A 24161-nucleotide genomic window follows, 5' to 3' on the forward strand; every position below is an offset into this window, starting at 1 on the left:
TTCGTCATGACGCGGTGACCACTACAGCATGCGCTTCTGCGCCGCCATCCACAATTGCATGACGTCGCGCGCGCGGTCATGCAGCAGGCGTTCGGCATCGGCCAGGGCCTGTTGCAGGGTGATCGGACCGGGCGCCAGGCTGAAGGCGGCGCTGATGCCGCCTGCATGCAGGGCCTCGTAGCCCTCGCCCAGCGAGCCGGCCAGCGCCACCACCGGCACGCCGGCTTGTTGCGCGATGCGGGCCACGCCCGCGGGCGTCTTGCCGCGCAGGGTCTGCGCGTCCATGCGGCCCTCGCCGGTGAAGGCCAGCGTGGCGCCTTCCATGGCCTGGGCCAGCCCGCCCAGCTCGGCGACGATCTCGACACCGGGCCGGAAGTCGGCGTTCAGGAAGGTCTTGGCGGCGAAACCCAGGCCGCCGGCCGCGCCCGCGCCAGCGTCATGGCGGCGGTCGCTGCCCAGCTGGCGCGCGCAGATGTCGGCAAAGTGGCCGAGCATGGCGTCCAGCGTCTGCACCTGTTCGGGCGTGGCCCCCTTCTGCGGGCCAAAGACATGCGAGGCGCCTTGTGGGCCGCACAGTGGATTGTCGACGTCGGATGCGATGATGATGCGCGTGTTCGCCAACCGGGAGTCGAGGCCGCGTGGGTCGATGCTGGCCAACTGGCCCAGCGCGCCGCCGCCGGGAGGCAGGCTGCGGCCGTCCTTGTCGAGCAGGCGCAGGCCCAGCGCGGTCAGCATGCCGGCGCCGCCGTCGTTGGTGGCGGAGCCGCCCAGGCCGAGGATGATGCGCACGGCGCCGGCGTCCAGCGCCGCCAGGATCAATTCGCCCACGCCGTGACTGCTGGCGCGCAGCGGGTCGCGCCTGGACGGCGCGATCAGTTCCAGGCCGGCGGCCGCCGCCATTTCGATGACGGCGGTGCCATCTTCCAGCAAACCCCACACGGCATCGACCTTGTGGCCCAGCGCATCGTTGACCGTGTGTTGGCGCGCCTGGCCTCCCGCCGCCGCGAGCACCGCCTCGACCGTGCCTTCGCCGCCGTCCGCCATCGGGATGCAGACCGTGTGCGCGCCGGGACAGGCGGCCTTGACGCCGCGCGCGATGGCCGCGGCCGCGTCGGGGGCGGAGACGCTTTCCTTGAAGGAGTCGGGTGCGATGACGATTTTCACGAGGTCGGCCACGGTGCGTTGAGGGACGGGATGTCGATCATGATACCCGCGTGTCCGCCGCCGTCGTACCATAGCGCTTTCGTTGTTCACGTGAGAGTGGATCGCCATGCCTGTATTGCGCCGCACCAAAATTGTCGCCACCCTGGGCCCCTCGACGTCGACGCCGGAACGCATCGACGCCATGATCAAGGCCGGCCTGGACGTGGCGCGGCTGAACTTCTCGCACGGCAGCGCCGACGACCACCGCGAACGCGCCCGCCTGGTGCGCGAGAGCGCCGCGCGGCAGGGCCGCTTCGTCGCCATCATGGGCGACCTGCAGGGCCCCAAGATCCGCATCGCGCGCTTCACCGACAAGCTGGTGCAGATGCAGGTCGGGCAGCCGTTCACGCTGTCGCGGGTGCATCCGAAGGACGCCGGCACGGCCAGCATCGTCGGCATCGACTATCCCGAGCTGGTGACGGACTGCCGCGTCGGCGACGAGCTGCTGCTCGATGACGGCCGCGTGGTGCTGGTGGTCGACAGCGTCGCGGGCGACGAGGTCCACACCACCGTCACGGTGGGCGGCCCGCTGTCCAACAACAAGGGCATCAACCGCCGCGGCGGCGGCCTGTCGGCGCCGAGCCTGACCGACAAGGACCGCGTCGACATCAAGCTGGCCGCCGAAATGCAGCTGGACTACGTGGCGGTGTCGTTCCCGCGCTACGGCAGCGATATCGACGAGGCGCGCGAACTGCTGCGCGCCGCCGGCAGCGAGGCCTGGATCATCGCCAAGATCGAGCGCGCCGAGGCCGTGGCCGACGACGAGGCGCTGGACGCGCTGATCCGCGCCAGCGACGGCGTGATGGTGGCGCGCGGCGACCTGGGCGTGGAAGTGGGCGACGCCGAACTGGTCGGCATCCAGAAGCGCATCATCCAGCATGCCCGAACCCTGAACAAGGTGGTGATCACCGCGACCCAGATGATGGAGTCGATGATCTCCAGCCCGATGCCCACCCGGGCCGAAGTCTCGGACGTGGCCAACGCGGTGCTGGACTACACCGACGCGGTAATGTTGTCGGCCGAGAGCGCCTCGGGTTCGTATCCGGTCGAGACGGTGCAGGCCATGGCGCGCGTCTGCCTGGGCGCGGAAAAGCATCCCACCAGCACGCAGTCGCATCACCGCCTGGGCGAGACCTTCACGCGCTGCGACGAAACCATCGCGCTCGCGGCCATGTACGCGGCCAACCACTTCCCCGGCGTCAAGGCCATCATCGCGCTGACCGAAAGCGGCCACACGCCGCTGATCATGTCGCGCATCCGCTCGGGCGTGCCGATCTACTGCTACAGCCCGCACAGCGTCACGCAGAACCGCGTGACCATGTTCCGCGGCGTCTACACCATCCCGTTCGCGCCGTCGGACTACGAGCCGGCGGATCTCAGCAACGCCGCCATCGACGAGCTGAAGAAGCGCAATCTGGTGAAAGAGGGCGACTGGGTCATCCTGACCAAGGGCGACTTCTACCGCGACAGCGGCGGCACCAACGGCATGAAGATCCTGCTGGTGGATTGAGCGGTTTCGCGGCGCGCGGTGCCTGTAGGCAGGCCTGGCGCGCCGTCGAGGCAGCGTGGCTGGCGGCCGGCGCCGTTCAACCGAAGAACCAGTAGCACACGCCGATGGCCGCCAGCACCCCGGCCAGGTCGGCGACCAGCGCGCAACCCACCGCATGGCGCGCGCGCAGGATGCCGACCGAGCCGAAATACACCGCCAGCACGTAGAAGGTGGTCTCGGTGCTGCCTTGCACCACCGCCGCCAGCAGCGCGGGGAAGCTATCGACGCCGAAGTGCGTCATGGTTTCGAGCATCATGGCGCGGGCCGCGCTGCCCGAGAACGGCTTGACCAGCGCGGTGGGCAGCGCGTCGACGAAGCGCGTGTCCCAGCCGGCATTGGCGGCCAGCCAGCGGATGCCGTCGAGCAGGAAATCCAGCGCGCCCGAGGCCCGCAGCACGCCGACCGCGCACAGCATTGCCACCAGGTACGGCAGCAGGCTCTTGGCGATGTCGAAGCCTTCCTTGGCGCCTTCGATGAAGGCCTCGTACACCGGCACCTTCTTGCAGGCGCCGACGATGAGAAAGGCCAGCAGGATGCCGAACAGCGCCAGGTTGCCCATCAGCGACGACAGCGCGGCGATGGCGCTGGCCGACATGCTGGCCAGCAGCGCCATGAAGCCGCCCAGCAGCAGCGCCGCGCCGCCCAGCCACAGCATCACGACGGGATCGACCAGCCGCAGGCGCTGGCACGCCGCCACCGCCAGGAAACCCGCCAGCGTCGACGCGCTGGTGGCCAGCAGGATCGGCAGGAACACCAGAGTGGGATCGGGCGCGCCCTGCTGCGCGCGGAACATGAACAGCGTCACCGGCAGCAGCGTCAGCGACGAGGCGTTGAGCACCAGGAACAGGATCTGGGCGTTGCTGGCGGTGTCGGGTTTGGGATTGAGCGATTGCAGTTCGCGCATGGCGCGCAGGCCGATTGGCGTGGCGGCGTTGTCCAGCCCCAGGCCATTGGCGGCGAAGTTGAGCGTGATCAAGCCGATCGCGGGGTGGTTGCGCGGCACCTCGGGCATCAGGCGCGCGAACAGCGGCCCCAGCAGCCGCGCCAGTTTTTCCACCAGCCCGGCGCCTTCGGCGATGCGCAGGAACCCCAGCCACAGCGTCAGCGTGCCGAACAGCAGCACCATCACCTCGACGGATACGCGCGCCATGTCGAACAGGCTGGCGACCATGGCGCGGAACACGTCCGGGTCGCCGATGGCGAGCCAGCGGTACAGCGCGGCCGCGGCGGCGGTCAGGAAGAAGCCCAGCCAGAGTTTGTTCAGCATGCGGTGTGTGCCCGGATAACGATTGGATTGCGCACCAGCGCGGGGAGGCCCATTGTCGCAGAGTCGGACCATCGCGGTTTGGCCCCGATGGCGCAATTCTGGTACTTTGCCCCGATATGCCCAGTGGCATCGAACGACAGGGGGTCACATGGATTTCAACGCATGGCGCCGGCGCCGCATCTCCGAACCCGCGTACCGTTGGGCCCGCAACGCGATGCCGCCGCTGTCGGCCACCGAACGCGAGGCCATCGAGGCCGGCGACACCTGGTGGGAGGCCGACCTGTTCACCGGCAACCCCGATTGGCGCAAGCTGCTGGACGTGCCCGCCGCGGCCCTGACGCCGGATGAGCAACGCTTCATCGACGGCCCGGTGGCGCAGCTGTGCGCCATGCTGGACGAATGGGATATCACCTGGCACCGGCGCGACCTGCCGCGGGAAGTCTGGAGTTTCCTGAAGGCGCAGCGCTTCTTCGGGATGATCATCCCCAAGCGCCACGGCGGCCTGGGCTTCTCGCCCTACGCCCATTCCGAGGTGGTGCGGCGCATCTCCGCCTATTCGATCACCGCCGGCGTCACGGTCATGGTGCCCAACTCGCTCGGGCCGGGCGAACTGTTGATGCAGTTCGGCACGCAAGCCCAGCGCGACTACTGGCTGCCGCGCCTGGCCGACGGCCGCGAGGTGCCGTGCTTCGGCCTGACCAGCCCCGAGGCCGGCTCCGACGCTGCCTCCATGGTCGATACCGGCGTGGTCTGCCGCCAGGTGGTGGACGGCCGCGAGCTGATCGGCGTGCGCTTGAACTGGCACAAGCGCTACATCACGCTGGGGCCGGTGGCCACGGTGCTGGGGTTGGCGTTCAAGATGTCGGATCCCGACGGCATCCTGGGCGGCGGTCCGCGCGACATCGGCATTTCGGTGGCGCTGGTGCCGACCGACGCGCCCGGCGTCGAGATCGGCCGCCGCCACCTGCCGGCGATGCAGGTGTTCCAGAACGGCCCCAACCGCGGCCGTGACGTGTTCGTGCCGCTGGACGCGCTGATCGGCGGCGTCGAGCGCGCCGGCCATGGCTGGCAGATGCTGATGAGCGCGCTGGCGGCGGGGCGTGGCATTTCCTTGCCGTCGCTGTCGGCGGCGGCGTGCGTGATGAGCGCGCACGCCACCGGCATGTACGCGCGGGTGCGGGAACAGTTCGGCATCCCGGTCGGCAAGTTCGAGGGCGTGCAGGAAAAGCTCGCCAGCCTGGCGGGCAACGCGTACCTGGTGGAAGCGGCCCGGCGCCTGACCTGCGCGGCGCTGAACCAGGGCGTGAAGCCGGCGGTGGTGTCCGGCATCATGAAATACCACGCCACCGAGCGCATGCGGATATCGGTCAACGACGCCATGGACGTGCATGCCGGCCGCGCCGTGATCGACGGTCCCAGCAACTACCTGGGCGCGCTGTACCGGGCGGTGCCCATCGCCATCACGGTCGAGGGCGCCAACATCCTGACGCGCAACCTGATCATCTTCGGCCAGGGCGCGATCCGCGCCCACCCCTACCTGATGCCGGAGATCCTGGCGCTGGGCAATCCCGACGAAGAGCGCGGCATGGAGGTGTTCCACGACGTGTTCTGGCGCCACCTGCGCCACACCGGCATGAACACGCTGCGCGCCATCGGCCGCGCCTGGACCGGCGGCCTGCTGGCGCCGTCACCGGTGTCCGGCCCCACCGCCGGCCACTACCGCCGGCTGGGACGCTATGCGGCCGGCTTCGCGCTGCTGGCCGACGCCGCGCTGGCGCGGCTGGGCGGCGGTCTCAAGCGCCGCGAGCTGCTCTCGGCTCGGTTGGGCGACATCCTGGCCGAACTGTACCTGCTGTCGGCCGTGCTCAAGCGCTGGGAGGACGAAGGGCGCAAGCACGACGACCTGCCGCTGGTGCGCTGGTGCATGGAGCAGGGCTACGCCGAGATCGAAAAACGCATGGACCAGGTGTTGTCGAACCTGCCTGGCCGGCCGTTGGCCTGGGCGCTGCGCGCGGCCATCCTGCCGCTGCGACTGGCGCGGGGGCCGGGCGATGCGCTGACCCGCGAATGCGCGGAACTGCTGCTCAAGCCGTCGCCCACCCATGCGCGGCTGGCGGCCGACCTGCAACGTTCAGCGGGCGGTGGCCAGGGCGATGACGATCCGTTGGCGCTGTTGACCCGCGCCTTCGCCGTGGTCGATGCGGTGCAGCCGATCCGTGACCGGCTGCGGCAGTCGGGCGTGCGCGATTGGCGCGAGGCGCACCGGCACGGCGCCATCACGGCGACGCAGGCGGCGCAGTTGGAGGAGGCCGAGGCGATCGTCTCGCGGGTGCTGCAGGTGGACGATTTCGCGCCGGAGGAACTGGCTCCGGGGCAGGAGCCGAGCCCGGCTCCCGTCCCGAAGGACGATCAGTCGTCCTGATTCGGGTCCATGCCGGGGAACAGGATTTCGGTGAAGCCGAATTTCGAGAAATCCTGGATCCGGGAAGGATAGAGCCGGCCGATCAGGTGGTCGCATTCGTGCTGCACCACGCGGGCGTGGAAGCCCTCGGCCTCGCGGTCGATGTCGCGACCGTAGGGATCCTTGCCCTGGTAGCGGATGTGGCGGTAGCGCCGCACCAGGCCGCGCAGCCCCGGCACCGACAGGCAGCCTTCCCAGCCGTCTTCCATGTCGTCGGACAGCGGCGTGATGACCGGGTTGCACAGGATGGTCTGCGGCACCGCCGGCGCGTCGGGATAGCGCTCGTTGCGGTCAAAGCCGAAGATGACCAGTTGCAGGTCCACGCCGATCTGCGGCGCGGCCAGGCCCACCCCTTGCGCCGCCGCCATGGTCTCGAACATGTCTTCGATCAGGGCGTGCAGCTCGGGGGTATCGAAGCGCTCGACCGGCGGCGCGACGCGCAGCAGCCGGGGATCGCCCATTTTGAGGATGGAGTGGATCATGGCGATGGCGGGTGGGGTTCAGTCCACTCGTCCTTTTTTCTGGATGAATTCGATCTTGTAGCCGTCCGGGTCCTCGACGAAGGCGATCACGGTGGTGCCGTGCTTCATCGGGCCGGCCTCGCGGGTGACCTTGCCGCCGCGTTCCTTGACCTTGTCACAGGCTTCGTAGGCGTTGTCGACTTCCAGGGCGATGTGGCCGTAGCCGGTGCCCAGGTCGTACTTGTCGGTGTCCCAGTTGTGGGTCAGCTCGATCACGGCGCCTTCGGATTCATCCTGGTAGCCGACGAACGCCAGCGTGAACTTGCCATCGGGGTAGTCGTTGCGGCGCAGGACGCGCATGCCGAGCACGTTGGTGTAGAAGTCGATGGACTTGTCGAGGTTGCCGACTCGCAGCATGGTGTGGAGCATACGCATGGTGGAATTCCTTAAGCGATGAGAGGTGGCGGGAAACCCTGCACGTGGGGTTCCCCGGTTATGCCGAGGTCTTGCAGCGCGCCGCCCATGGCGTCGACCGCAAGCCGCATCTGGTCGGGCCCGAAGGCGCCGATGCAACCGACCCGGAAAGTGGGCGGTTCGGTGTTGGTGAAATTGCTGAGCACGAAGCCACGTTGCTTGACCGCGTCCACGAACAGCTGCAGGTTCCAGGTCGGCGCGTCGGGCGCGTGCACGTTGACGACGATGGGGCCTTGCAGCGCGGGCGGCAGGTAGGGGCTGAGCCCCAGGCCGGCCACGCCGTCGTAGAGGGCGCGCATGTTGGCGGTGTAGCGCGCCAGGCGGGCTTCGCGGCCTTCCTGATGATACAGCTCCAGCGCCACGGCCAGCGCCGCCAGTGTCGGCGCCGGCGGCGTGAAGCGCGGGCCGGCGTTGGGCGCCAGGGTGTGCTGGTAGATGTCGGCCAGGTCCAGCGACCAGCTGCCGGCGTTGCCGCGCGCCGCTTCCAGGCTGTCGCGGCGGCCCACCACGAAGGCGGCGCCGGGCAAGCCCTCCAGGCATTTGTTGGCGGTCAGCACCACGGCGTCCACGGCGGGCAGGGCGCGCATGTCGAGCGGCAATGCGCCGAACGCCGAGACCGCGTCAACGATGACGCGGCGGCCCAGAGAATGGGCGATGCGGGCCAGTTCCGGCACGTCATGGCAGATGCCGCTGCCGGTCTCGCTGTAGACCAGCGCCACGTGCGTCAGGCTCGGGTTCTGCTCCAGCGCCTGCGCCACGGCCAGGGGATCGACGCGGTCGCGCGCGCCCACGTACAGCGGCACGGCGACGCGGCCGGCCTCGGCGGCCAGTTTCTGCAGGCGGCCGGCGTAGGCGCCGGTGGAGGGCACCAGCAGGCGGCCGCCGGGCGGCACCAGGGTGCGGATGGCGGCTTCCACCGCGAAATGGCCGCAGCCCGGCAGCGCCAGCGCCACGTGCTCAGCCGCATCGGCCTCGGCCACGCGCAGCACGTCGGCGCAGACCTGGCGGTACAGCGCGCGGAATTCGTTGTCCCAGGGCGCGTAGTCCTGCGCCATGGCGGCCTTGACCCGCGCATCGGTCGTGACCGGGCCGGGAATCAGCAGAAGCATGGGGTTGTCTCCGTGGGGGCTGGGCCGATTGCGGGAGCGTCTCGCACCGACCCTAGAATTGCGGCAGCGAGGCCGGGTCGTGGCGCCGCAGCACGTTCTTGGCTTCCTCGAAATCGGGCAGGATCTGGCCGACCTCGCGCCAGAAATCCTGGCTGTGGTTCATTTCGCGCAGGTGCGCCAGTTCGTGCGCGATGACGTAGTCGATGATGGCCGGCGCGAAATGGATCAGGCGCCAGTTCAGCATGATGTTGCCGTCGCTGGTGCACGAGCCCCAGCGCGTGGCGGCGGACGACAGGCGCCAGCGGCGGATCTTCAGGCCGCTGATCTGCAGGAAGTGCGCCAGCCGGGCGCCGAACCAGGCGCCGGCGCGCTGTTGCAGCCAGGCCTGGGCGGCGTCGCGGATGCGGCCCTGGTCGGCGTCGGCCGGCAGCGCCAGCCACAGCGTGTCGCCGTCGGCCGGGGCTTCGGCATCGCCGGACAGGCGGGTCTGGCGGCTGTCGCCGCCCACGCCCAGGACGATGCGCCTGCCCAGGTAAGGCAGTTCGCCGCCGGCCTGCCAACGCGTGTGCGCCATGGCCAGCTGCTGCTTGCGGGTGTGCCATTCGCGCAGCTTGGCGACGATCCAGCGGGATTTCTCGCGCACCGCGTCGTCGATCTGTGCCAGCGTGACCCAGTTGGGCGCCGTGACGCGCAGGCCGTCGTCGGTGATGACGAAGCCGATGCTGCGGCGGCGCGAGCGCAGCAGCACGAAGCCGATGGGCTGCGGATCGGTGTCCACCTCGCGCCAGCGCGCGCCGGGTGGCAGCGGATCGGGGCAGGGGGTGGGCACGCGCGCCGCCGCATTGGGCGACAGCGTCAGCAGCGGTTCGCCGGCCGGCTTGGGCGCGGATGGCGCGGGGGGAGGGAACAGCGGGGCGGGCGGCGTGGCCACGGGTGCCGGGCGCGCCGCGGGGGACGCGGTCAGCGGCGACGCGTCCGTGGACGCGTCGGAGTCTTGCACGTCGAACAGGAGTTCGAGCTGGTCAGTGCTGGGCATACCTTTCTGGATTGAGACGCCGCATTTCCCCTTCGATCCAGTCCTGCACTTTCTGGTTCAGTTCCTCGGGGGAGATTCCCTTCGATTCTATCGCGGGACCGATGGACAGCGTAACCAGGCCTGGATATTTGACGAAGGCATTGCGGCGCCAGCATTCGCCGGCGTTGTGCGCCACCGGGATGACCACCGCGCCGGTGCGCGAGGCCAGCAACGCGCCGCCCATCTTGAAGCGCGCGGTCTTGCCGGGCGGCACGCGGGTGCCTTCCGGGAACAGCAGCGGCCAGCGGCCTTCGTCCAGCCGGACCTGTCCCTGCTTGACCACCTGTTCGAAGGCGTCGCGGCCCTTGGAGCGGTCGATGGCGATCATGCGCAGCAACGCCAGGCCCCAGCCGAAGAACGGCACCATGTGCAGTTCCTTCTTGTAGACGAAGCACACTTCGCGCGGCATGTAGGCCGGGAAGAACAGCGTTTCCCAGGCCGACTGGTGCTTGGACAGCAGCACCGCCGGGCCGTCGGGCAGGTTTTCCCAGCCCTTGACCTGCCAGCGGATGCCGCAGAACACCTTGGCGCCCCAGATGGCCAGGCGCGGCCAGCCCACCGTGAGCTTGTAGCGCAGGTGCAGCGGCAGCGGCGCCCACAGCACGCAAGCGAAGGCATAGGGGATGACCGTGATGGCCAGGAACAGGAAATACAGGAGCGAGCGCAGCCGGGCCATCAGTTGTCCTGCAGCAGGGCGTCGGCCACGGCCGACAGGTCGTCGCAGACCCGGGTGTTCTCGGGCAGGCCGCCCTTGGCCAGCGTCTTCTTGCCGTTGCCGGTCAGCACCAGCCAGGGCGAGCAGCCCGCGGCGCTGGAGGCCTGCAGGTCGCGCAGCGAGTCGCCCACGGCCGGCACGCCGGCCAGGTTGACGTCGTAGCGATGGCCGATCTGCTCGAACATGCCGGGACGCGGCTTGCGGCAGGTGCAGTCGTCGTCCGGGCCGTGCGGGCACATGAAGACGGCGTCCACGCTGCCGCCGACGGCGGCCAGCTCGCGCCGCATCTTGGCGTGGATGGCGGTCAGCGTGTCCATGTCGAACAGGCCGCGCGCCAGGCCGGACTGGTTGGTGGCGACCACCACCGTCCAGTCCGCCTGCGTCAGGCGGGCGATGGCCTGCAGGCTGCCGGGCAGGGCGATCCATTCGTCGGGATTCTTGACGAACGCATCGCTGTCCTGGTTGATGACGCCGTCGCGGTCGAGGATGATGAGCTTCACTGTGCCAGCCTGGAAATGTCAGCGACCTGGTTCATCAGGGTGTGCAGCTGGCCCAGCAGCGCCAGCCGGTTGGCGCGCACCGCCGGGTCCTCGGCCATGACCATGACGTCGGCGAAGAAGGCGTCCACCGGTTCGCGGGCCTGGGCCAGCGTGCGCAGGTTGGCGGCGAAGTCGCCGGCGGCCAGTTGCGCCTCGGCCTGCGGGCGCAGCGCGGCGATGGCGGCGGCCAGCGCCTTTTCGGCGGGCTCGACCAGCGCGGCGTCATTGACCGCGCCGATCTCGCCTTCGGCCTTCTTGAGCAGGTTGCCGATGCGCTTGTTGGCGGCCGCCAGGCTGGCGGCCTCGGGCATCTGCGCGAAGGCGGCGGCGGCGCGCACGCGCTCGGCCACCTGGTGCAGCGGCGGCGTCAGGGCGATGACGGCCTCGACCGCGTTGCGGTCGTGTTCGTTGATCAGCTGGTTGCGGTAGCGTTCGTAGATGAAGGCGCGCACTTCCGCCAGCGTGTCGGCGGGGATCTTGCCGGCCGGGAAGGTGGCGGCGGTGGCGGCCAGCAGGCCGTCCAGCGACAGCGGGCCGTCCTGGTTGAGCTTGAGCCAGCCGCCGGCGGCCAGTTGCTCGAAGGCGCTGATCAGGCCCAGCGCGGCGCGGCGCAGGCCGAAGGGGTCGCGTTCGCCGGTGGGCGCCAGGCCGATGGCCCAGATGCCGACCAGGGTCTCGGCGCGTTCGGCGATGAACAGCGTGGCGGCGGTCAGGTCGTCCTGCGAAACCGGCGTGTCGTAACGGTTGCGGTACTGGGTGCGCAGCGCCTGCACGACGCTGTCCGGCTCGCCGTCGCCGGCGGCGTAGTAGGCGCCCATGATGCCTTGCAGCTCGGGGAACTCGCCCACCATGTTCGAGCCCAGGTCGGCCTTGGCCAGCAGCGCGGCGCGGTCGGCGGCGGCGACATCGCCGCCCAGCTTGCCAGCCACGTCGCGGGCGATGGCGCGCACGCGCTCGACGCGTTCGAGCTGGGTGCCCAGCTTGTTGTGGTAGACGATCGAGCCCAGTTGCTCGACGCGCGCGGCCAGCGGCGTCTTGCGGTCGGTCTCGAAGAAGAACTGGGCGTCGGCCAGGCGCGGACGCACCACGCGCTGATTGCCTTCGACGATGTTCACCGGGTTGTCCGTGCGCATGTTGCTCACGATCAGGAAGCGGTGCGTCAGGCGTCCGCTGGCCGGGTCGAACAGCGGGAAGTACTTCTGGTTCAGGCGCATCGTCAGGATCAGGCATTCCTGCGGCACTTGCAGGAACTGTTCCTCGAACTCGCCGACGTAGACGGTGGGGTGTTCGACCAGGGCGGTGACTTCATCGAGCAGGGCGGCCACTTCGGGGTCGTCGCCCAGCGTGGCCGACAGACGACCGGCGTGGTCCAGCAGCTGGCGCTGGATCTCGTCGCGGCGGCCTTCGAACGAGGCCACCACGCGGCCCTTCTCGGCCAGGGTGGCGGCGTAGGCGTCGGCATCGGCGATGGCGATGGCGCCGCTGCTCATGTAGCGGTGGCCCAGCGTGTCGCGGCCGGCGGTCAGGCCGAGGGCGCTGACGGGAACCACGTCGGCGCCGAACAGCGCGATCAGGCCGTGCGCCGGGCGCACGAACTTGACGGTGGTCTCGCCGTCGGCCAGCTGGTAGCGCATGACCTTGGGGATCGGCAGGCCGTCGATGGCCGCGTCGATGCCTTCCTGCAGGCCGACGGCCAGCGCGGCGCCGGGGGCGGTGCCGCGGGCGACCAGGTAATCCTGCTTGCCGTCGGATTCACGTTCCAGGGTGGCCAGGTCGATGTTTTCCAGGCCCTTGGCGGCCAGCTTCTTCTGCAGCGCCGGGGTGGCCTTGCCGTCTTCGGTCAGGCCGATCTTCACCGGCATCAGCTTTTCGGCGTAGGCCTGATCGGGCGCCTGCGCCAGCACGGCCGACAGGCGCACCGCCAGGCGGCGCGGCGTGGCGTACGGCTCGACGGCGCAGCCGTCGGCCAGCAGGCCGTGGCGCGCCAGCGTGGCGCGCACGCCTTCGGCGAAAGCCTGGCCCAGCTTCTGCAGGGCCTTGGGCGGGAGTTCTTCGGTCAGCAGCTCGACCAGCAGGGGGCGGATGTTCGTCGTCATTTATGCAGCCTCCCCGGCGGCCTTGTCGCGGCCCAGCATGGGAAAGCCCAGTCGTTCGCGGGAATCGTAGTAGGCCTGCGCGACGGCGCGCGACAGGTTGCGGATGCGGCCGATGTAGGCGGCGCGCTCGGTGACGCTGATCGCGCCGCGCGCGTCCAGCATGTTGAAGGTGTGCGCGGCCTTGAGCGTGGCTTCATAGGCCGGCAGGGCCAGCGGCACGTCCATCAGGCGCTTGGCCTCGGCTTCGTAGTCGTTGAAGTGCGCGAACAGCATCTCGGCCGACGAATATTCGAAGTTGTAGGTGGACTGTTCCACTTCGTTCTGGTGGAACACGTCGCGGTACAGCACGCGGCGGCCGTTGGCGCCTTCGGTCCAGACCAGGTCGTACACGCTCTGCACGTCCTGCAGGTACATGGCCAGGCGCTCCAGGCCGTAGGTGATCTCGCCCGTGGTCGGGGTGCAATCCAGGCCGCCGACCTGCTGGAAGTAGGTGAACTGGGTCACTTCCATGCCGTTCAGCCACACTTCCCAGCCCAGGCCCCAGGCGCCCAGCGTCGGGTTTTCCCAGTCGTCCTCGACGAAACGGATGTCGTGCTGCGTGGGGTCGATGCCCAGCGCCTTGAGCGAGCCGATGTACAGGTCCAGGATTTCCGGGGGCGCGGGTTTCAGCACCACCTGGTACTGGTAGTAGTGCTGCAGGCGGTTGGGGTTCTCGCCGTAGCGGCCATCCTTGGGGCGGCGCGAGGGCTGCACGTAGGCCGCGCGCCAGGGCTCCGGGCCGATCGCCCGCAGGAAAGTGGCGGTGTGCGAGGTGCCGGCGCCGACTTCCATGTCGTAGGGCTGCAGCAGGGCGCAACCCTGCTTGTCCCAGTATTCCTGGAGCGTAAGGATGATTTGCTGAAAGGTGAGCATAGGATTCTTGGAATTCGGTCGCCGGGCGACGTCTGCCGTGGGCGTGGGAAACCGGGCATTTTAACTGGCCCGGGGCGGCCCCGGGGCCGGACCCCGGGATTGGGGTCGCATCCAGGCGGTTACATCCTCGCGGTTACATATCGGGCGAGGCGTGCTCCAGGCGGACGTTGCTCCGCCGGCGCCCTGCGGCGGCCGGGCATTGGTCGTATCATTCCAGGTTGACCAGTCTTATATAAAACCAATATCCAAAACCCCGGAAGGAGCATCCGCATGTCTGACCTGATCAAGGTGGAAGTCGCCGACGGCATCCAGATCATCACCATCAACCGTCCCGAGGCCAAGAACGCCATCAACCTGGAAACCGCCCAGGCCATGGCCGCCGCGCTGGACCAGCTGGACAGCCGCGACGACGTGCGCATCGGCATCCTGACGGGCGCGGGTGGCACGTTCTCGTCGGGCATGGACCTGAAAGCCTTCGCCAAGTCGGGCCAGCGTCCGTACGTGGAAGGCCGCGGTTTCGCCGGCCTGAACGAAGCGCCACCGAAAAAGCCGCTGATCGCCGCGGTCGAAGGTTATGCGCTGGCCGGCGGTTGCGAGATGGCCCTGGCGTCCGACCTGATCGTGGCCGCCAGCAATGCCAAGTTCGGCCTGCCCGAAGTCAAGCGCGGCCTGGTGGCCGGCGCCGGCGGCATGCTGCGCCTGCCGCGCCGCCTGCCGTACCACATCGCCATGGAAGTGATCCTGACCGGCGACATGCTGGGCGCTGAGCGCGCCTACGGCTTCGGCCTGGTGAACCGCCTGACCGAGCCGGGCGGCGCCCTGGCCGGCGCGCTGGAACTGGCCCGCGCCATCGTCGAGAACGGCCCGCTGTCGGTGCAGGCCGCCAAGAGCATCGTGGCGCAGTCCGGCGACTGGACCCAGGAAGAGATGTTCAACCGCCAGCGTCCGCTGATCGCCCACATCTTCTCGTCGGCCGACGCCAAGGAAGGCGCCACGGCTTTCGCCGAAAAGCGCAAGCCTGTCTGGCAAGGAAAATAAAATAAGCTGCACCCCATCGCGCGCGGCCGGTTCGCCGGCCGCGTTTTCACGTTTCCCTCCGTAACCCGCATATCGCCATGTCCGTCCTCATCAAAGAAGAAGACTTCATCCAGTCGATAGCCGATGGCATCCAGTTCATCAGCTATTACCACCCCGTCGACTACATCCGCCACCTGGCCCGCGCCTACGAGCGCGAGGAAAGCCCGGCCGCGCGCGACGCGATGGCGCAGATCCTGACCAACTCGCGCATGTGCGCCGAGGGCAAGCGCCCGCTGTGCCAGGACACCGGCATCGTCAACGTGTTCCTGAAGGTCGGCATGGGCGTGCGTTTCGACACCAAGCGCACCCTGCAGGAACTGTGCGACGAAGGCGTGCGCCGCGGCTACCTGAACCCGGACAATCCCCTGCGCGCCTCGGTGCTGGACGATCCGCTGTTCGCCCGCAAGAACACCCGCGACAACACGCCCTGTATCCTGCACGTCGAGCTTGTCCCGGGTGACAAGGTCGACGTGCAGCTGGCTTCGAAGGGCGGCGGTTCGGAAAACAAGTCCAAGTTCGCCATGCTCAACCCTAGCGATTCGCTGGTGGACTGGGTGCTCAAGACGGTCCCGACCATGGGCGCCGGCTGGTGTCCGCCGGGCATGCTGGGCATCGGCGTCGGCGGCACCGCCGAAAAGGCCATGCTGATGGCCAAGCAGTCGCTGATGGAAGACATCGACATGTACGAACTGCTGGCCCGCGGCCCGCAGAACAAGCTCGAAGAACTGCGCATCGAGCTGTACGAAAAGGTCAACGCGCTGGGCATCGGCGCCCAGGGCCTGGGCGGCCTGACCACCGTGCTGGACGTCAAGATCAACACCTTCCCGACGCACGCGGCCTCCAAGCCCGTCGCCATGATCCCGAACTGCGCGGCCACCCGCCATGCCCACTTCGAGCTGGACGGCTCGGGCCCGGCGCGCCTGGACCCGCCGTCGCTGTCGGAATGGCCGGAAGTGCACTGGGCGCCGGACTACAACAAGTCCAAGCAGGTCGACCTGAACACGCTGACCAAGGAAGAAGTCGCCAGCTGGAAGCCGGGCCAGACCCTGCTGCTGTCGGGCAAGATGCTGACCGGCCGCGACGCCGCGCACAAGCGCATCCAGGACATGCTGGCCAAGGGCGAGCCGCTGCCCGTGGACTTCACCAACCGCGTCATCTACTACGTCGGCCCGGTCGATCCGGTGCGCGACGAAGTGGTGGGCCCGGCTGGCCCGACCACCGCCACCCGCATGGACAAGTTCACCGACATGATGCTGGAGCAGACCGGCCTGATCGCCATGATCGGCAAGTCCGAGCGCGGCCCGGTCGCGATCGAGTCGATCAAGAAGCACGGCTCGGCCTACCTGATGGCCGTGGGCGGCGCGGCCTACCTGGTGTCCAAGGCAATCCGCGGCGCCAAGGTGCTGGGTTTCGCCGACCTGGGCATGGAAGCCATCTACGAGTTCGACGTGAAGGACATGCCGGTGACTGTGGCGGTTGACGCCCAGGGCACTTCGGTCCACACCACCGGCCCGAAGGAATGGCAGGCCAGGATCGGCAAGATCCCGGTCGCCACCGCGTAAACGGGCGACATGAACGCGAGAAGGGCGCCGGTGACGGCGCCCTTTTTTTATCCCCGGGACGTTTCGCGGCCTGCCGTCGGCACGGGCGCCCGTGGCCGCCCGATCAGGGCCGGTCAGTAGCGCACGTACTCCAGCGCCGATTGCGAGGACGCCGGCGCGCGGGGCGCCACGGCTCGCGCCGATGCTGTCTCCCGCGCCGCCTCGGGGCGGTCCTGGGCCTCATAGGCGCTCTGCAGTTCGTGCGCCGCCTCGGCCGTCATCTGGGTGATGTCCTCGGTGACCTCGCCCAGCTTGGCCGACTGCGCCAACGACACTTCGACCACCTCGCCCATGATCTCCGTGACCCGGCGCGACGAAGTGACGATGTTCTCCATGGTGGCGCCGGCGGATTGCACCTGCTCGGCGCCGCTGCCGATCTGCTGGACCGAGGTGGTGATCAGGTCCTTGATCTCCTTGGCCGCGGATGCGCTGTTCTGGGCCAGGCTGCGCACCTCGGCCGCCACCACCGCGAAGCCTTTGCCGTGCGGGCCCGCGCGCGCCGCCTCGACCGCGGCATTGAGCGCCAGGATGTTTGTCTGGAACGCGATGCCATCCATCACGCCGATGATCTCCGAGATGCGCCGCGAGCTTTCGGTGATGGTGCCCATGGTGGCTACCACGCCGGCCACGGTCTTGCCGCCTTCCTCGGCCACCTGGCAGGCGTCGCGGGCCAGCGTATTGGCCTGGCTGGCGCGTTCGGCGTTCTCGGTCAGGCCCTGCACCGCCACCCGTAGCGTCTGCGCGGCGGTGAAGCGGCGGGTGATGTCGGTGGCGAACTTCACCACCTTGAATGGCCGGCCCTCGGCATCGAAGATCGGGTTGTAGCTGGCCTCGATCCAGACGCGGCGCCCGTTCTTGCCGATGCGCAGGTATTGGCCGGTGTCGTATTCGCCGCCGCGCAGCTTGCGCCAGAATTCCTTGTAGGCGGGGCTGCGGACTTCCTCGGGCAGCACCAGCATGCTGTGGTGGCGGCCGCGCAGTTCGTCTTCGCGGTAGCCCATGGCGTCCAGGAACAGGTCGTTGGCGCGAATGATGGTGCCGTCCAGTTCGAACTCGATGATGCCCTGCACCTTGGAGATGGCGGCAAGCTGGCCCTCGGTGTCGGCCTGGCGGCGCTGCTGCTCGGTGACGTCGGTGGCGTACTTGACCACCTTGAAGGGCTGGCCGCACTCGTCGAGGATCGGGTTGTAGCTGGCCTGCAGCCAGACGTCGCTGCCGTCCTTGTGGATGCGGCGATAGCGGCCCGCGTCGTACTCGCCGCGCTTGAGCTTGTCCCAGAACGCCTGGTATTCAGGAGAGCCGCGCCGGTCGGGCGCCACGAAGATGCGGTGGTGCTGCCCCCGCAGTTCGTCGAGCGTGTAGCCCATGGCATCGAGGAAATTCTGGTTGGCCATGAGCACATGGCCGTCCAGGTCGAACTCGATGACCGCCTGCGCCTTGTGGATGGCCGCGATCTGGCCGTACAGATCCGCATTCCGTGTGTCGCGCTTGCGACGGAACAGGCGCTTGAAGGGAAACCAATGCATGTTGAACTCGAACGAAGATGCCGGCCGGTATCGGTCAACAAAGTCTCTATGTGTGGGTGACCTGGATCATAAGGTTCGGAAGGCCGTGAATTGCCGGATGGGCTCTGTTAGGCAGTCTGATAAAGGTCTTGGACGCCCCGAATGAATCGGGGCGAACACGATCAGAACGCCCAGCGCCAAGTCAGCGTGGCGCCGTGGTTCCGATTGCGCGAGCTGAACTGTCCGGCATAGTGAAAGCCGGCCATTGCGTTGCGGCCTGTGCGTGCCTGTAATCCGGTTTCCAGCAGCAAGGTGTCGCGGGCGATGGGCGCGCCGACGATGGTGAAGGCGTCGCCGGCATCGAACGACTGCGTCGACGTCGTGGACAGGTCGCCGAAGGCGCGACGCCAACCCGCGCCGACTGTGAGGGCGCCGTCGAAACTGTCCGATTGCAGCGCGTGGCGGAGGCGGGCGCCCAACGTTGTTGTCGTTGTCCGCGCAGACTGGCCGACGCCCGAGAGCGCGCCGCTGCCGCCGCGTTCCTGGAACGCGGAGCTGCGTTGGCTGGCCCATGCCAGGCCGGCGTAGGGTTCCACTGACAACGCACCGCTTGCGGCCAGGGCGTAACCCAGTTCGGCGAATAGCTGGGTGGCGCTGGCGCGATAGTCGGCGCGCAAGGTCTGGTCCAGTGCGCCGGCCACGACGCCACGGCGAGTGCCGACGTTGTGCCAGGTGTAGGCCGTTCCCAGCAGGACGTTGAGCCTGCCGCCGCGCGTCTCGAATGCCTTGCCGCCGTAGGCGATCGCGCTATAGCTCGAGATATTGCTCTTGGCGTTCGCGCCATCGGTGCGCAGCTGGCTGTCGGTGTAGCCCAGCGCGCCGCCCAGGCGCCAGCCGGCTCCGATGGCGTGATCCACACCGATGAAGATACCTCCGGTGCGCAGGCGGACGGCGTTGCTGTCGTCTGTCGCACCCTGGTCTTGCCAGCTTCCGACCAACTGCGCCCAGACGGGGTGGGCGTCGGACCCGGGCAGGGTCGAGGCGGCGGGCGGCGCATCGCTCACTCCCGCGGCCGCCGTGGGCGAGCCAGCATGCCGGCCCGCATTCAAGTTGGCGCGCAGATGTTTCAGCGGCACATCGCGAATGGTCGTGTCCAGGCCGGGCAACGCATGGCGGACGCTGGCGTGGATTTCTCCGGCGAGCGCTGAAAAGTAGGCCTGGGGGGCGCCTTCGGGCAGGCTCAATGCTCGACGATAGAGTTCGTGGTCGGCGGGCAGGCTTTCGATCGCATTGGCGGTCGCGATGGTGTTGCGGTTGCTGAGGAGGTCCGCGAATCGGATGGGTGACGACGGCGCCGCGCCGTCGTCACCGGGTGTTGCTGCATCGGTTGCTGGCGGTGACGCCGGGTCGGAGGCAGGGGGAACGGGCTCGGTTGTGGGCGGCACCGGGTCAGTCACCGGCGGAGCCGGATTTGTCGCCGGGGGAACCGGCTCGATCACAGGGGGTACGGGAACGGGAGCGGGGGCGGCTTTGCGCACCAGCGTCAGGAAGGCGTCCTGGTCGTCGTCCGAGTAGCTCAACGTGGGCGTGAGATAGGCCAGGTTGGACGTGACGCCGGCAAAGCGCGTGCCGTTGAATTTCTCTCCGGCATGCAGGACGGTGTAGCGCTGCGTTTCCGCATACAGGTCCGACGCCATCGCGTTGACCCGCAGCACCGCACCGGTGAGCCTGGCCGTCTTGGCCACATCGAGCCGGTCGGCGGCGGTTGGCGTGACGCGCACGGTGTAGGTGCCTGCGATGCCGAAATCGAGGTCCCCATCGCCCCAGATGTACTGGGTGATCGGCGCGCCATCGTCGCTGCCAAAGGCCAGCTGGTTGTCCTTGCCCTTGAAATACAGGTCACCGATGATGTCGGAACCCGACCACATGATGAATGTGTTGTTGTCGCCTTCGAAGAGAACGGCAGTCGCGCCGTTGCTGTTGAAGCTGCCTTTGTTGGTGACGGTCGTATCGCTGCCCGCTCGTAGCGCGGTGCCTCTCTTGCCGACACTTCCTTTGTTTGGGTACTGCACGGTGCCGGGAAAACCGCCCAGCACGACGTTGTTGTTGACCACCGTGCCCGAGCCGATGGAGATGCCGACGCCGCCATCTCCCGAGAACGTGCGGGGGGCCAGATAGAGATCGCGGGTGCCGCCCTGGCCGCCGGAGACCAGGGCGTTGATGATGATGTCGCCCCGCGTAAGCACGACGGCGTCGCCACCAGCGCCGGGGTGCCCCCTCGATGCGCCTCCCATGCCTCCGGAGACAGGGCCATTCAACGTCAGGACACCGGATACGGCGGCGATTCCCGCGCCGCCGCCACCGCCGCCGCCCACGTAAGCCATATTTTGCAGGGCATCCGCTCCGCCGGGGCTTCCCGCCGCCCCGTTCCCACCCGTCACGCTCACGTTGGTGGCGATGACCAGGTTGATGTTCTCGCCGCCGAGAATGGCGACTCCGCCGCCACCCCCGCCGTGATTGTTATCGCAAGGCGCGGCGCAAGTCCCGCGGCTGCCCGACACGTCGGTCGTCACGACGTCATTGGAACTGGCGGCCTTGGGAGCGGCGCCGCCGGTGCCGGGGCTATGGGCGGCATTGGCGCCCGCGCCGGCCTTGCCATCGGAAGTGATCGGGTCCAGTCCGCCGCCGTCGCCGCCCTGAGTGGCAGGATTGGCCGTCCAGAAGTTCTGGCCAAGGCCTCCGGCGCCACCGCCTCCCTTGCCGGCGGCCGCAACGGCGGTAGCCGGCAGGGTCACGCCCATGTGCAAGGCAAGCACAAGGCATGCGGCGTAAGTCAGGCGGTGTGAGAAGACGGTTTGTCTGGACGGGAGGACTTGCATGGCTACATCCACAATTACCGGGAGGTTGAAGAACTCGGCGGTAAGTGTAGGTAGCCGAAGGCGACGCTTCATCGCCAACCGGCAGTCAATGAAAAGAAGATTGGTCAACGCATATGAAGATCCCTATTGATTGGGAGGACTCTAAGGATTGCCGGAGGAAAAGTAAAAATCGGTCTGGAGAAAATCAGACAGCTAGCCGGCCTGATTTTTGAAAAACGCGGCAATCGCCTGCGGCGACTTCCCCAGCACCTCGCGCAGCACTTCCTCCGTATGCTGCCCCAGCAGCGGCGGCGCGCGCCGGTACACCACCGGCGAATCCGAAAAGCGCAACGGACTGGCCGTCACCGGCGCCACGCCGCCGCCCGGATGCGGCAGGTCGCGGCGCAGCTGCCGCGCCTGCGCCTGTGGGTGAGCGAAAGCCTGGGCGATGTTGTTGATCGGGCCGCAGGGCACGCCCACGGCTTCCAGCTTGGCGATCCAGTCGTCGCGCCGGCCCTGGCGCATGATGGCGGCCAGCATCCCCACCAGTTCGTCGCGGTTGGTCACGCGCAGCCGGTTGGTGGCAAAGCGCGGATCGTCGCCCAGCTCCGGCGCGCCGATCGCCGCGCAATAGGCGCGGTACTGCGATTCATTGCCGGTGGCCACGATCAGGTGGCCGTCGCTGGCGGCGAAGACCTGGTAGGGCACCACGTTCTGGTGCGCGTTGCCGGCGCGCGTCGGCGCCACGCCGGAATTGAAGTAGTTGGAATTCTGGTTGGCCAGCAGCGCCACGTGGCTGTCGAGCAGCGCGATGTCCAGGTGCTGGCCGAGGCCGCTGCGGTGGCGTTCCTGCAAGGCCGCCAGGATCGCCACGGTGGCGTACATGCCGGTGACGATGTCGGTCACCGCCACGCCGGCCTTCTGCGGTCCACCGCCGGGCAGGTCGTCGCGTTCGCCGGTGATGCTCATCAGGCCGCCCATGCCCTGGATCATGAAGTCGTAGCCGGGGCGGCGCGCGAACGGCCCGTCCTGGCCGAAGCCGGTGACCGAGCAGTAGATCAGGCGCGGATTGATGGCCTTCAGGCTGGCATAGTCCAGGCCGTACTTGGCCAGCCCGCCGACCTTGAAGTTCTCGACCAGGATATCGCTGACCGCCGCCAGTTCGCGGATCAGCGCCGCGCCATGCGGCGTGGCCATGTCGGCCTCGACCGAGCGCTTGTTGCGGTTGGCGCTGAGGTAATAGGCGGATTCGTTGGTGTCGACGCCATTGCCGTCCTTCAGGAAGGGCGGGCCCCAGGCGCGGGTGTCGTCGCCGACGCCGGGGCGCTCGATCTTGATGACGTCGGCGCCCAGGTCGGCCAGGTTCTGCGTGCACCACGGGCCTGCCAGGATGCGCGACAGGTCCAGCACGCGGATGCCGTCCAATGCGGGCGGGCGCGTCATGATTGCACCTCGGCGGCGCCATGGCTCATGACGATGATGTCGCGTTCGACGGCGCGGGCGATGAAGCGGATCTGGCCGTCCGGCATGCGCCACATATCGCATTGCAAGGTTTCGCCCGGGTAGACCGGCGCGGAGAATCGCGCATCCAGCCGGGTCAGGCGGGAGGCGTCGTAGTCGCACCAGGTCTTCACCAGCGCGTGCGCGGCCACGCCGTAGGAACACAGTCCATGCAGGATCGGCTTGGGATAGCCGGCCTGGTGCGCGACCTCGGGGTCGGCGTGCAGCGGATTGCGGTCGGCGTTCAGGCGATACAGGAGCGCCGCCTGCGGCGGAATGCGCAGTTCGCAGCGGTGCTCCGGCTCGCCCTGCGGCGCGGCGGGCAGCGGCTCGGGGCTGGCGTCGCCCTGGCCGAAGCCGCCATCGCCGCGGCAGAAGGTGCTTTGCCGCAAGGTGGCCAGGCGCGTGCCGGCGCTGTCGTGCAGCGTGCGTTCGGTGACCACGATGGCGCCCTTGTCCGCGCCCTTGTCGATCACGTGGGTAACGCGGCTCCTGCCGATCACGGTGCCGGACGTGGGCAGCGGCGCGTGCACCGCCAGTCGCTGTTCGCCATGCACCAGCCGGACCCAGTCGATGCCGGCGCGCGGGTCGCTCATCCAGAAGCCCGGATAGCCCAGCACCACGCTCATGGTGGGAAAGGCGCGCAGGTCCTTTTCGTACACGTAGCGCAGTTGCCGGGTGTCCTCGGGATCCTGTCCCAGGCCGATGCCCAGCGCATACAGCATGGTGTCCTTGTCGTCGTAGTGCTGGCGCACGTCGTCGAAGCGCCAGTGCTTCACGGTTGCGTAGTCGAGCGGCATGGCGGTCTCAGATGGGGTCCCAGTCGATCACGTCGGGCGAACGCTCCAGCGCGTAGAAGTGCTTGCGCATGGCGGGCACGGCGATCTCGCCGATCAGTTCGGGCGTCCAGCCCTCGCTGTAGTGCACGGTGCGTAGCGGCCGCGGCTGGCTCATCAGCATGATCTCGTTGGCGCGCACCGCGAACACCTGCGCGGTGATGGCGCTGGCCGCGTCGCTGGCCAGGTACACGGCCATCGGCGCGACCTTGTTGGCCTCCATTTTCTTGAGCTTCTCGACGCGCGCCTTCTCCTCGTCGGTCTCGGCGGGAATGGAGCTGGTCATGCGGCTCCAGGCGAACGGCGCGATGCAGTTCGAGCGCACGTTGTAGCGCGCCATGTCCAGCGCGATCGACTTGGACAGCGCCACGATGCCGAGCTTGGCGGCGGCGTAGTTGGCCTGGCCGAAATTGCCGATCAGGCCGGACGTGGAAGTCATGTGCACGAAGGCGCCCGACTCCTGTTCACGGAAATACGGCGCGGCGGCGCGGCTCATGAAGAACGAGCCGTTCAGGTGCACGTCGATGACCTGGCGCCATTCCTCCTCGCTCATCTTGTGGAACACGCGGTCGCGCAGGTTGCCGGCGTTGTTGACCACCGCGTCGATGCGGCCGAAGGCGTCGATGGCGGTCTGGATGACGCGGCTGGCGCTGTCGTAGGCTGCCACGCTGTCGGTGTTGGCGACGGCCTGCCCGCCCGCCGCCACGATCTCGCGCACCACGGCCTGCGCGGGGCCTTCGCCGCCGCCCTCGCCGGTGAGCGAGACGCCGATGTCGTTGACCACCACCTTGGCGCCCGCCTGCGCCATGGCCAGCGCGATGCCGCGGCCGATGCCGCCGCCCGCGCCTGTAACGACCACTACCTTGCCGGAAACAATACCGCTCATTGGGGCTTACTCCAGATGCCGCGGCGCGCGCCGCGTG

General features: G+C 68.5%; 19 protein-coding genes. 4 read left to right on the top strand and 15 right to left on the bottom strand.

Going from position 1 to position 24161, the window contains the following annotated elements:
• Positions 1-21 precede the first annotated feature (21 nt).
• Positions 22-1164, bottom strand: a complete 1143-nt coding sequence (locus AT699_RS04340) for a glycerate kinase (RefSeq protein WP_058207556.1) — start codon at positions 1162-1164, stop codon at positions 22-24.
• 106 nt (positions 1165-1270) lie between these two features.
• Between AT699_RS04340 and pyk the strand changes: the two genes are divergently transcribed.
• A complete protein-coding gene (pyk, locus tag AT699_RS04345; RefSeq protein WP_024067782.1) occupies positions 1271-2713 on the top strand; it encodes a pyruvate kinase in 1443 nt (480 codons plus the stop codon).
• Positions 2714-2789: 76 nt separating this feature from the next.
• On the opposite strand, the gene AT699_RS04350 is transcribed toward pyk, so the two are convergent.
• Positions 2790-4019 (bottom strand): nucleoside recognition domain-containing protein, encoded by a 1230-nt coding sequence (locus AT699_RS04350; protein ID WP_024067783.1) that lies wholly within the window; start codon positions 4017-4019, stop codon positions 2790-2792.
• Between the two features lie 148 nt (positions 4020-4167).
• On the opposite strand from AT699_RS04350, the gene AT699_RS04355 reads away from it, so the two are divergent.
• Positions 4168-6441, top strand: coding sequence for an acyl-CoA dehydrogenase (locus AT699_RS04355; RefSeq protein WP_024067784.1), 2274 nt, complete (start codon positions 4168-4170; stop codon positions 6439-6441).
• Here AT699_RS04355 and def read toward each other — a convergent pair.
• Genes def through glyQ form a run of 8 tightly spaced genes read right to left on the bottom strand, consistent with a single transcriptional unit; the run spans position 6429 to position 13861 of the window.
• Entirely contained in the window at positions 6429-6962 is a 534-nt protein-coding gene (gene def / locus AT699_RS04360) for a peptide deformylase (RefSeq protein WP_024067785.1), read from the bottom strand. The genes AT699_RS04355 and def overlap by 13 nt on opposite strands.
• A gap of 18 nt (positions 6963-6980) precedes the next feature.
• Positions 6981-7376 carry a lactoylglutathione lyase gene (gene gloA / locus AT699_RS04365; RefSeq protein ID WP_006388855.1) on the bottom strand — a complete coding sequence of 132 codons (396 nt, stop codon included), beginning with the start codon at positions 7374-7376 and terminating at the stop codon, positions 6981-6983.
• 11 nt (positions 7377-7387) lie between these two features.
• The gene (locus tag AT699_RS04370; RefSeq protein WP_024067786.1) at positions 7388-8524 is read right to left on the bottom strand and encodes a 2-aminoethylphosphonate--pyruvate transaminase; all 1137 of its coding nucleotides are present in this window, start codon (positions 8522-8524) and stop codon (positions 7388-7390) included.
• Between the two features lie 52 nt (positions 8525-8576).
• Positions 8577-9560, bottom strand: coding sequence for a M48 family metallopeptidase (locus AT699_RS04375; protein WP_024067787.1), 984 nt, complete (start codon positions 9558-9560; stop codon positions 8577-8579).
• The gene (locus AT699_RS04380) at positions 9547-10275 is read right to left on the bottom strand and encodes a lysophospholipid acyltransferase family protein (protein ID WP_006388858.1); all 729 of its coding nucleotides are present in this window, start codon (positions 10273-10275) and stop codon (positions 9547-9549) included. Before AT699_RS04380 ends, AT699_RS04375 begins: the two co-directional genes overlap by 14 nt.
• Positions 10275-10814: a D-glycero-beta-D-manno-heptose 1,7-bisphosphate 7-phosphatase gene (gene gmhB, locus AT699_RS04385; RefSeq protein WP_024067788.1), complete on the bottom strand. Its 540-nt coding sequence runs from the start codon at positions 10812-10814 to the stop codon at positions 10275-10277. The genes AT699_RS04380 and gmhB overlap by 1 nt, the downstream gene beginning before the upstream one ends.
• Positions 10811-12949 carry a glycine--tRNA ligase subunit beta gene (glyS, locus tag AT699_RS04390; RefSeq protein WP_024067789.1) on the bottom strand — a complete coding sequence of 713 codons (2139 nt, stop codon included), beginning with the start codon at positions 12947-12949 and terminating at the stop codon, positions 10811-10813. The genes gmhB and glyS overlap by 4 nt, the downstream gene beginning before the upstream one ends.
• Positions 12950-13861: a glycine--tRNA ligase subunit alpha gene (gene glyQ / locus AT699_RS04395; RefSeq protein WP_006388861.1), complete on the bottom strand. Its 912-nt coding sequence runs from the start codon at positions 13859-13861 to the stop codon at positions 12950-12952.
• A 270-nt stretch (positions 13862-14131) separates the two neighbouring features.
• On the opposite strand from glyQ, the gene AT699_RS04400 reads away from it, so the two are divergent.
• Complete coding sequence (locus tag AT699_RS04400; protein WP_024067791.1) at positions 14132-14899, top strand: crotonase/enoyl-CoA hydratase family protein; 768 nt, start codon at positions 14132-14134, stop codon at positions 14897-14899.
• 77 nt (positions 14900-14976) lie between these two features.
• On the top strand, positions 14977-16500 hold the full coding sequence (locus AT699_RS04405) for a fumarate hydratase (RefSeq protein WP_006388864.1): 1524 nt from the start codon (positions 14977-14979) through the stop codon (positions 16498-16500).
• Between the two features lie 113 nt (positions 16501-16613).
• Here AT699_RS04405 and AT699_RS04410 read toward each other — a convergent pair whose 3' ends face one another.
• The 5 genes from AT699_RS04410 to AT699_RS04430 form a co-directional block, all read right to left on the bottom strand.
• A complete protein-coding gene (locus AT699_RS04410; protein ID WP_024067792.1) occupies positions 16614-18065 on the bottom strand; it encodes a methyl-accepting chemotaxis protein in 1452 nt (483 codons plus the stop codon).
• A gap of 161 nt (positions 18066-18226) precedes the next feature.
• The gene (locus AT699_RS32130) at positions 18227-20923 is read right to left on the bottom strand and encodes an autotransporter family protein (RefSeq protein ID WP_232254241.1); all 2697 of its coding nucleotides are present in this window, start codon (positions 20921-20923) and stop codon (positions 18227-18229) included.
• A gap of 192 nt (positions 20924-21115) precedes the next feature.
• A complete protein-coding gene (locus AT699_RS04420) occupies positions 21116-22345 on the bottom strand; it encodes a CaiB/BaiF CoA transferase family protein (RefSeq protein WP_024067794.1) in 1230 nt (409 codons plus the stop codon).
• Entirely contained in the window at positions 22342-23202 is an 861-nt protein-coding gene (locus AT699_RS04425; RefSeq protein WP_024067795.1) for a MaoC/PaaZ C-terminal domain-containing protein, read from the bottom strand. Before AT699_RS04425 ends, AT699_RS04420 begins: the two co-directional genes overlap by 4 nt.
• A 7-nt stretch (positions 23203-23209) precedes the next feature.
• Positions 23210-24124, bottom strand: coding sequence for an SDR family NAD(P)-dependent oxidoreductase (locus AT699_RS04430; protein WP_006388870.1), 915 nt, complete (start codon positions 24122-24124; stop codon positions 23210-23212).
• Positions 24125-24161 lie beyond the last annotated feature (37 nt).

It is taken from the genome of Achromobacter xylosoxidans (assembly GCF_001457475.1).
In the GTDB taxonomy this organism is placed as follows: Bacteria; Pseudomonadota; Gammaproteobacteria; order Burkholderiales; family Burkholderiaceae_B; genus Achromobacter; species Achromobacter xylosoxidans.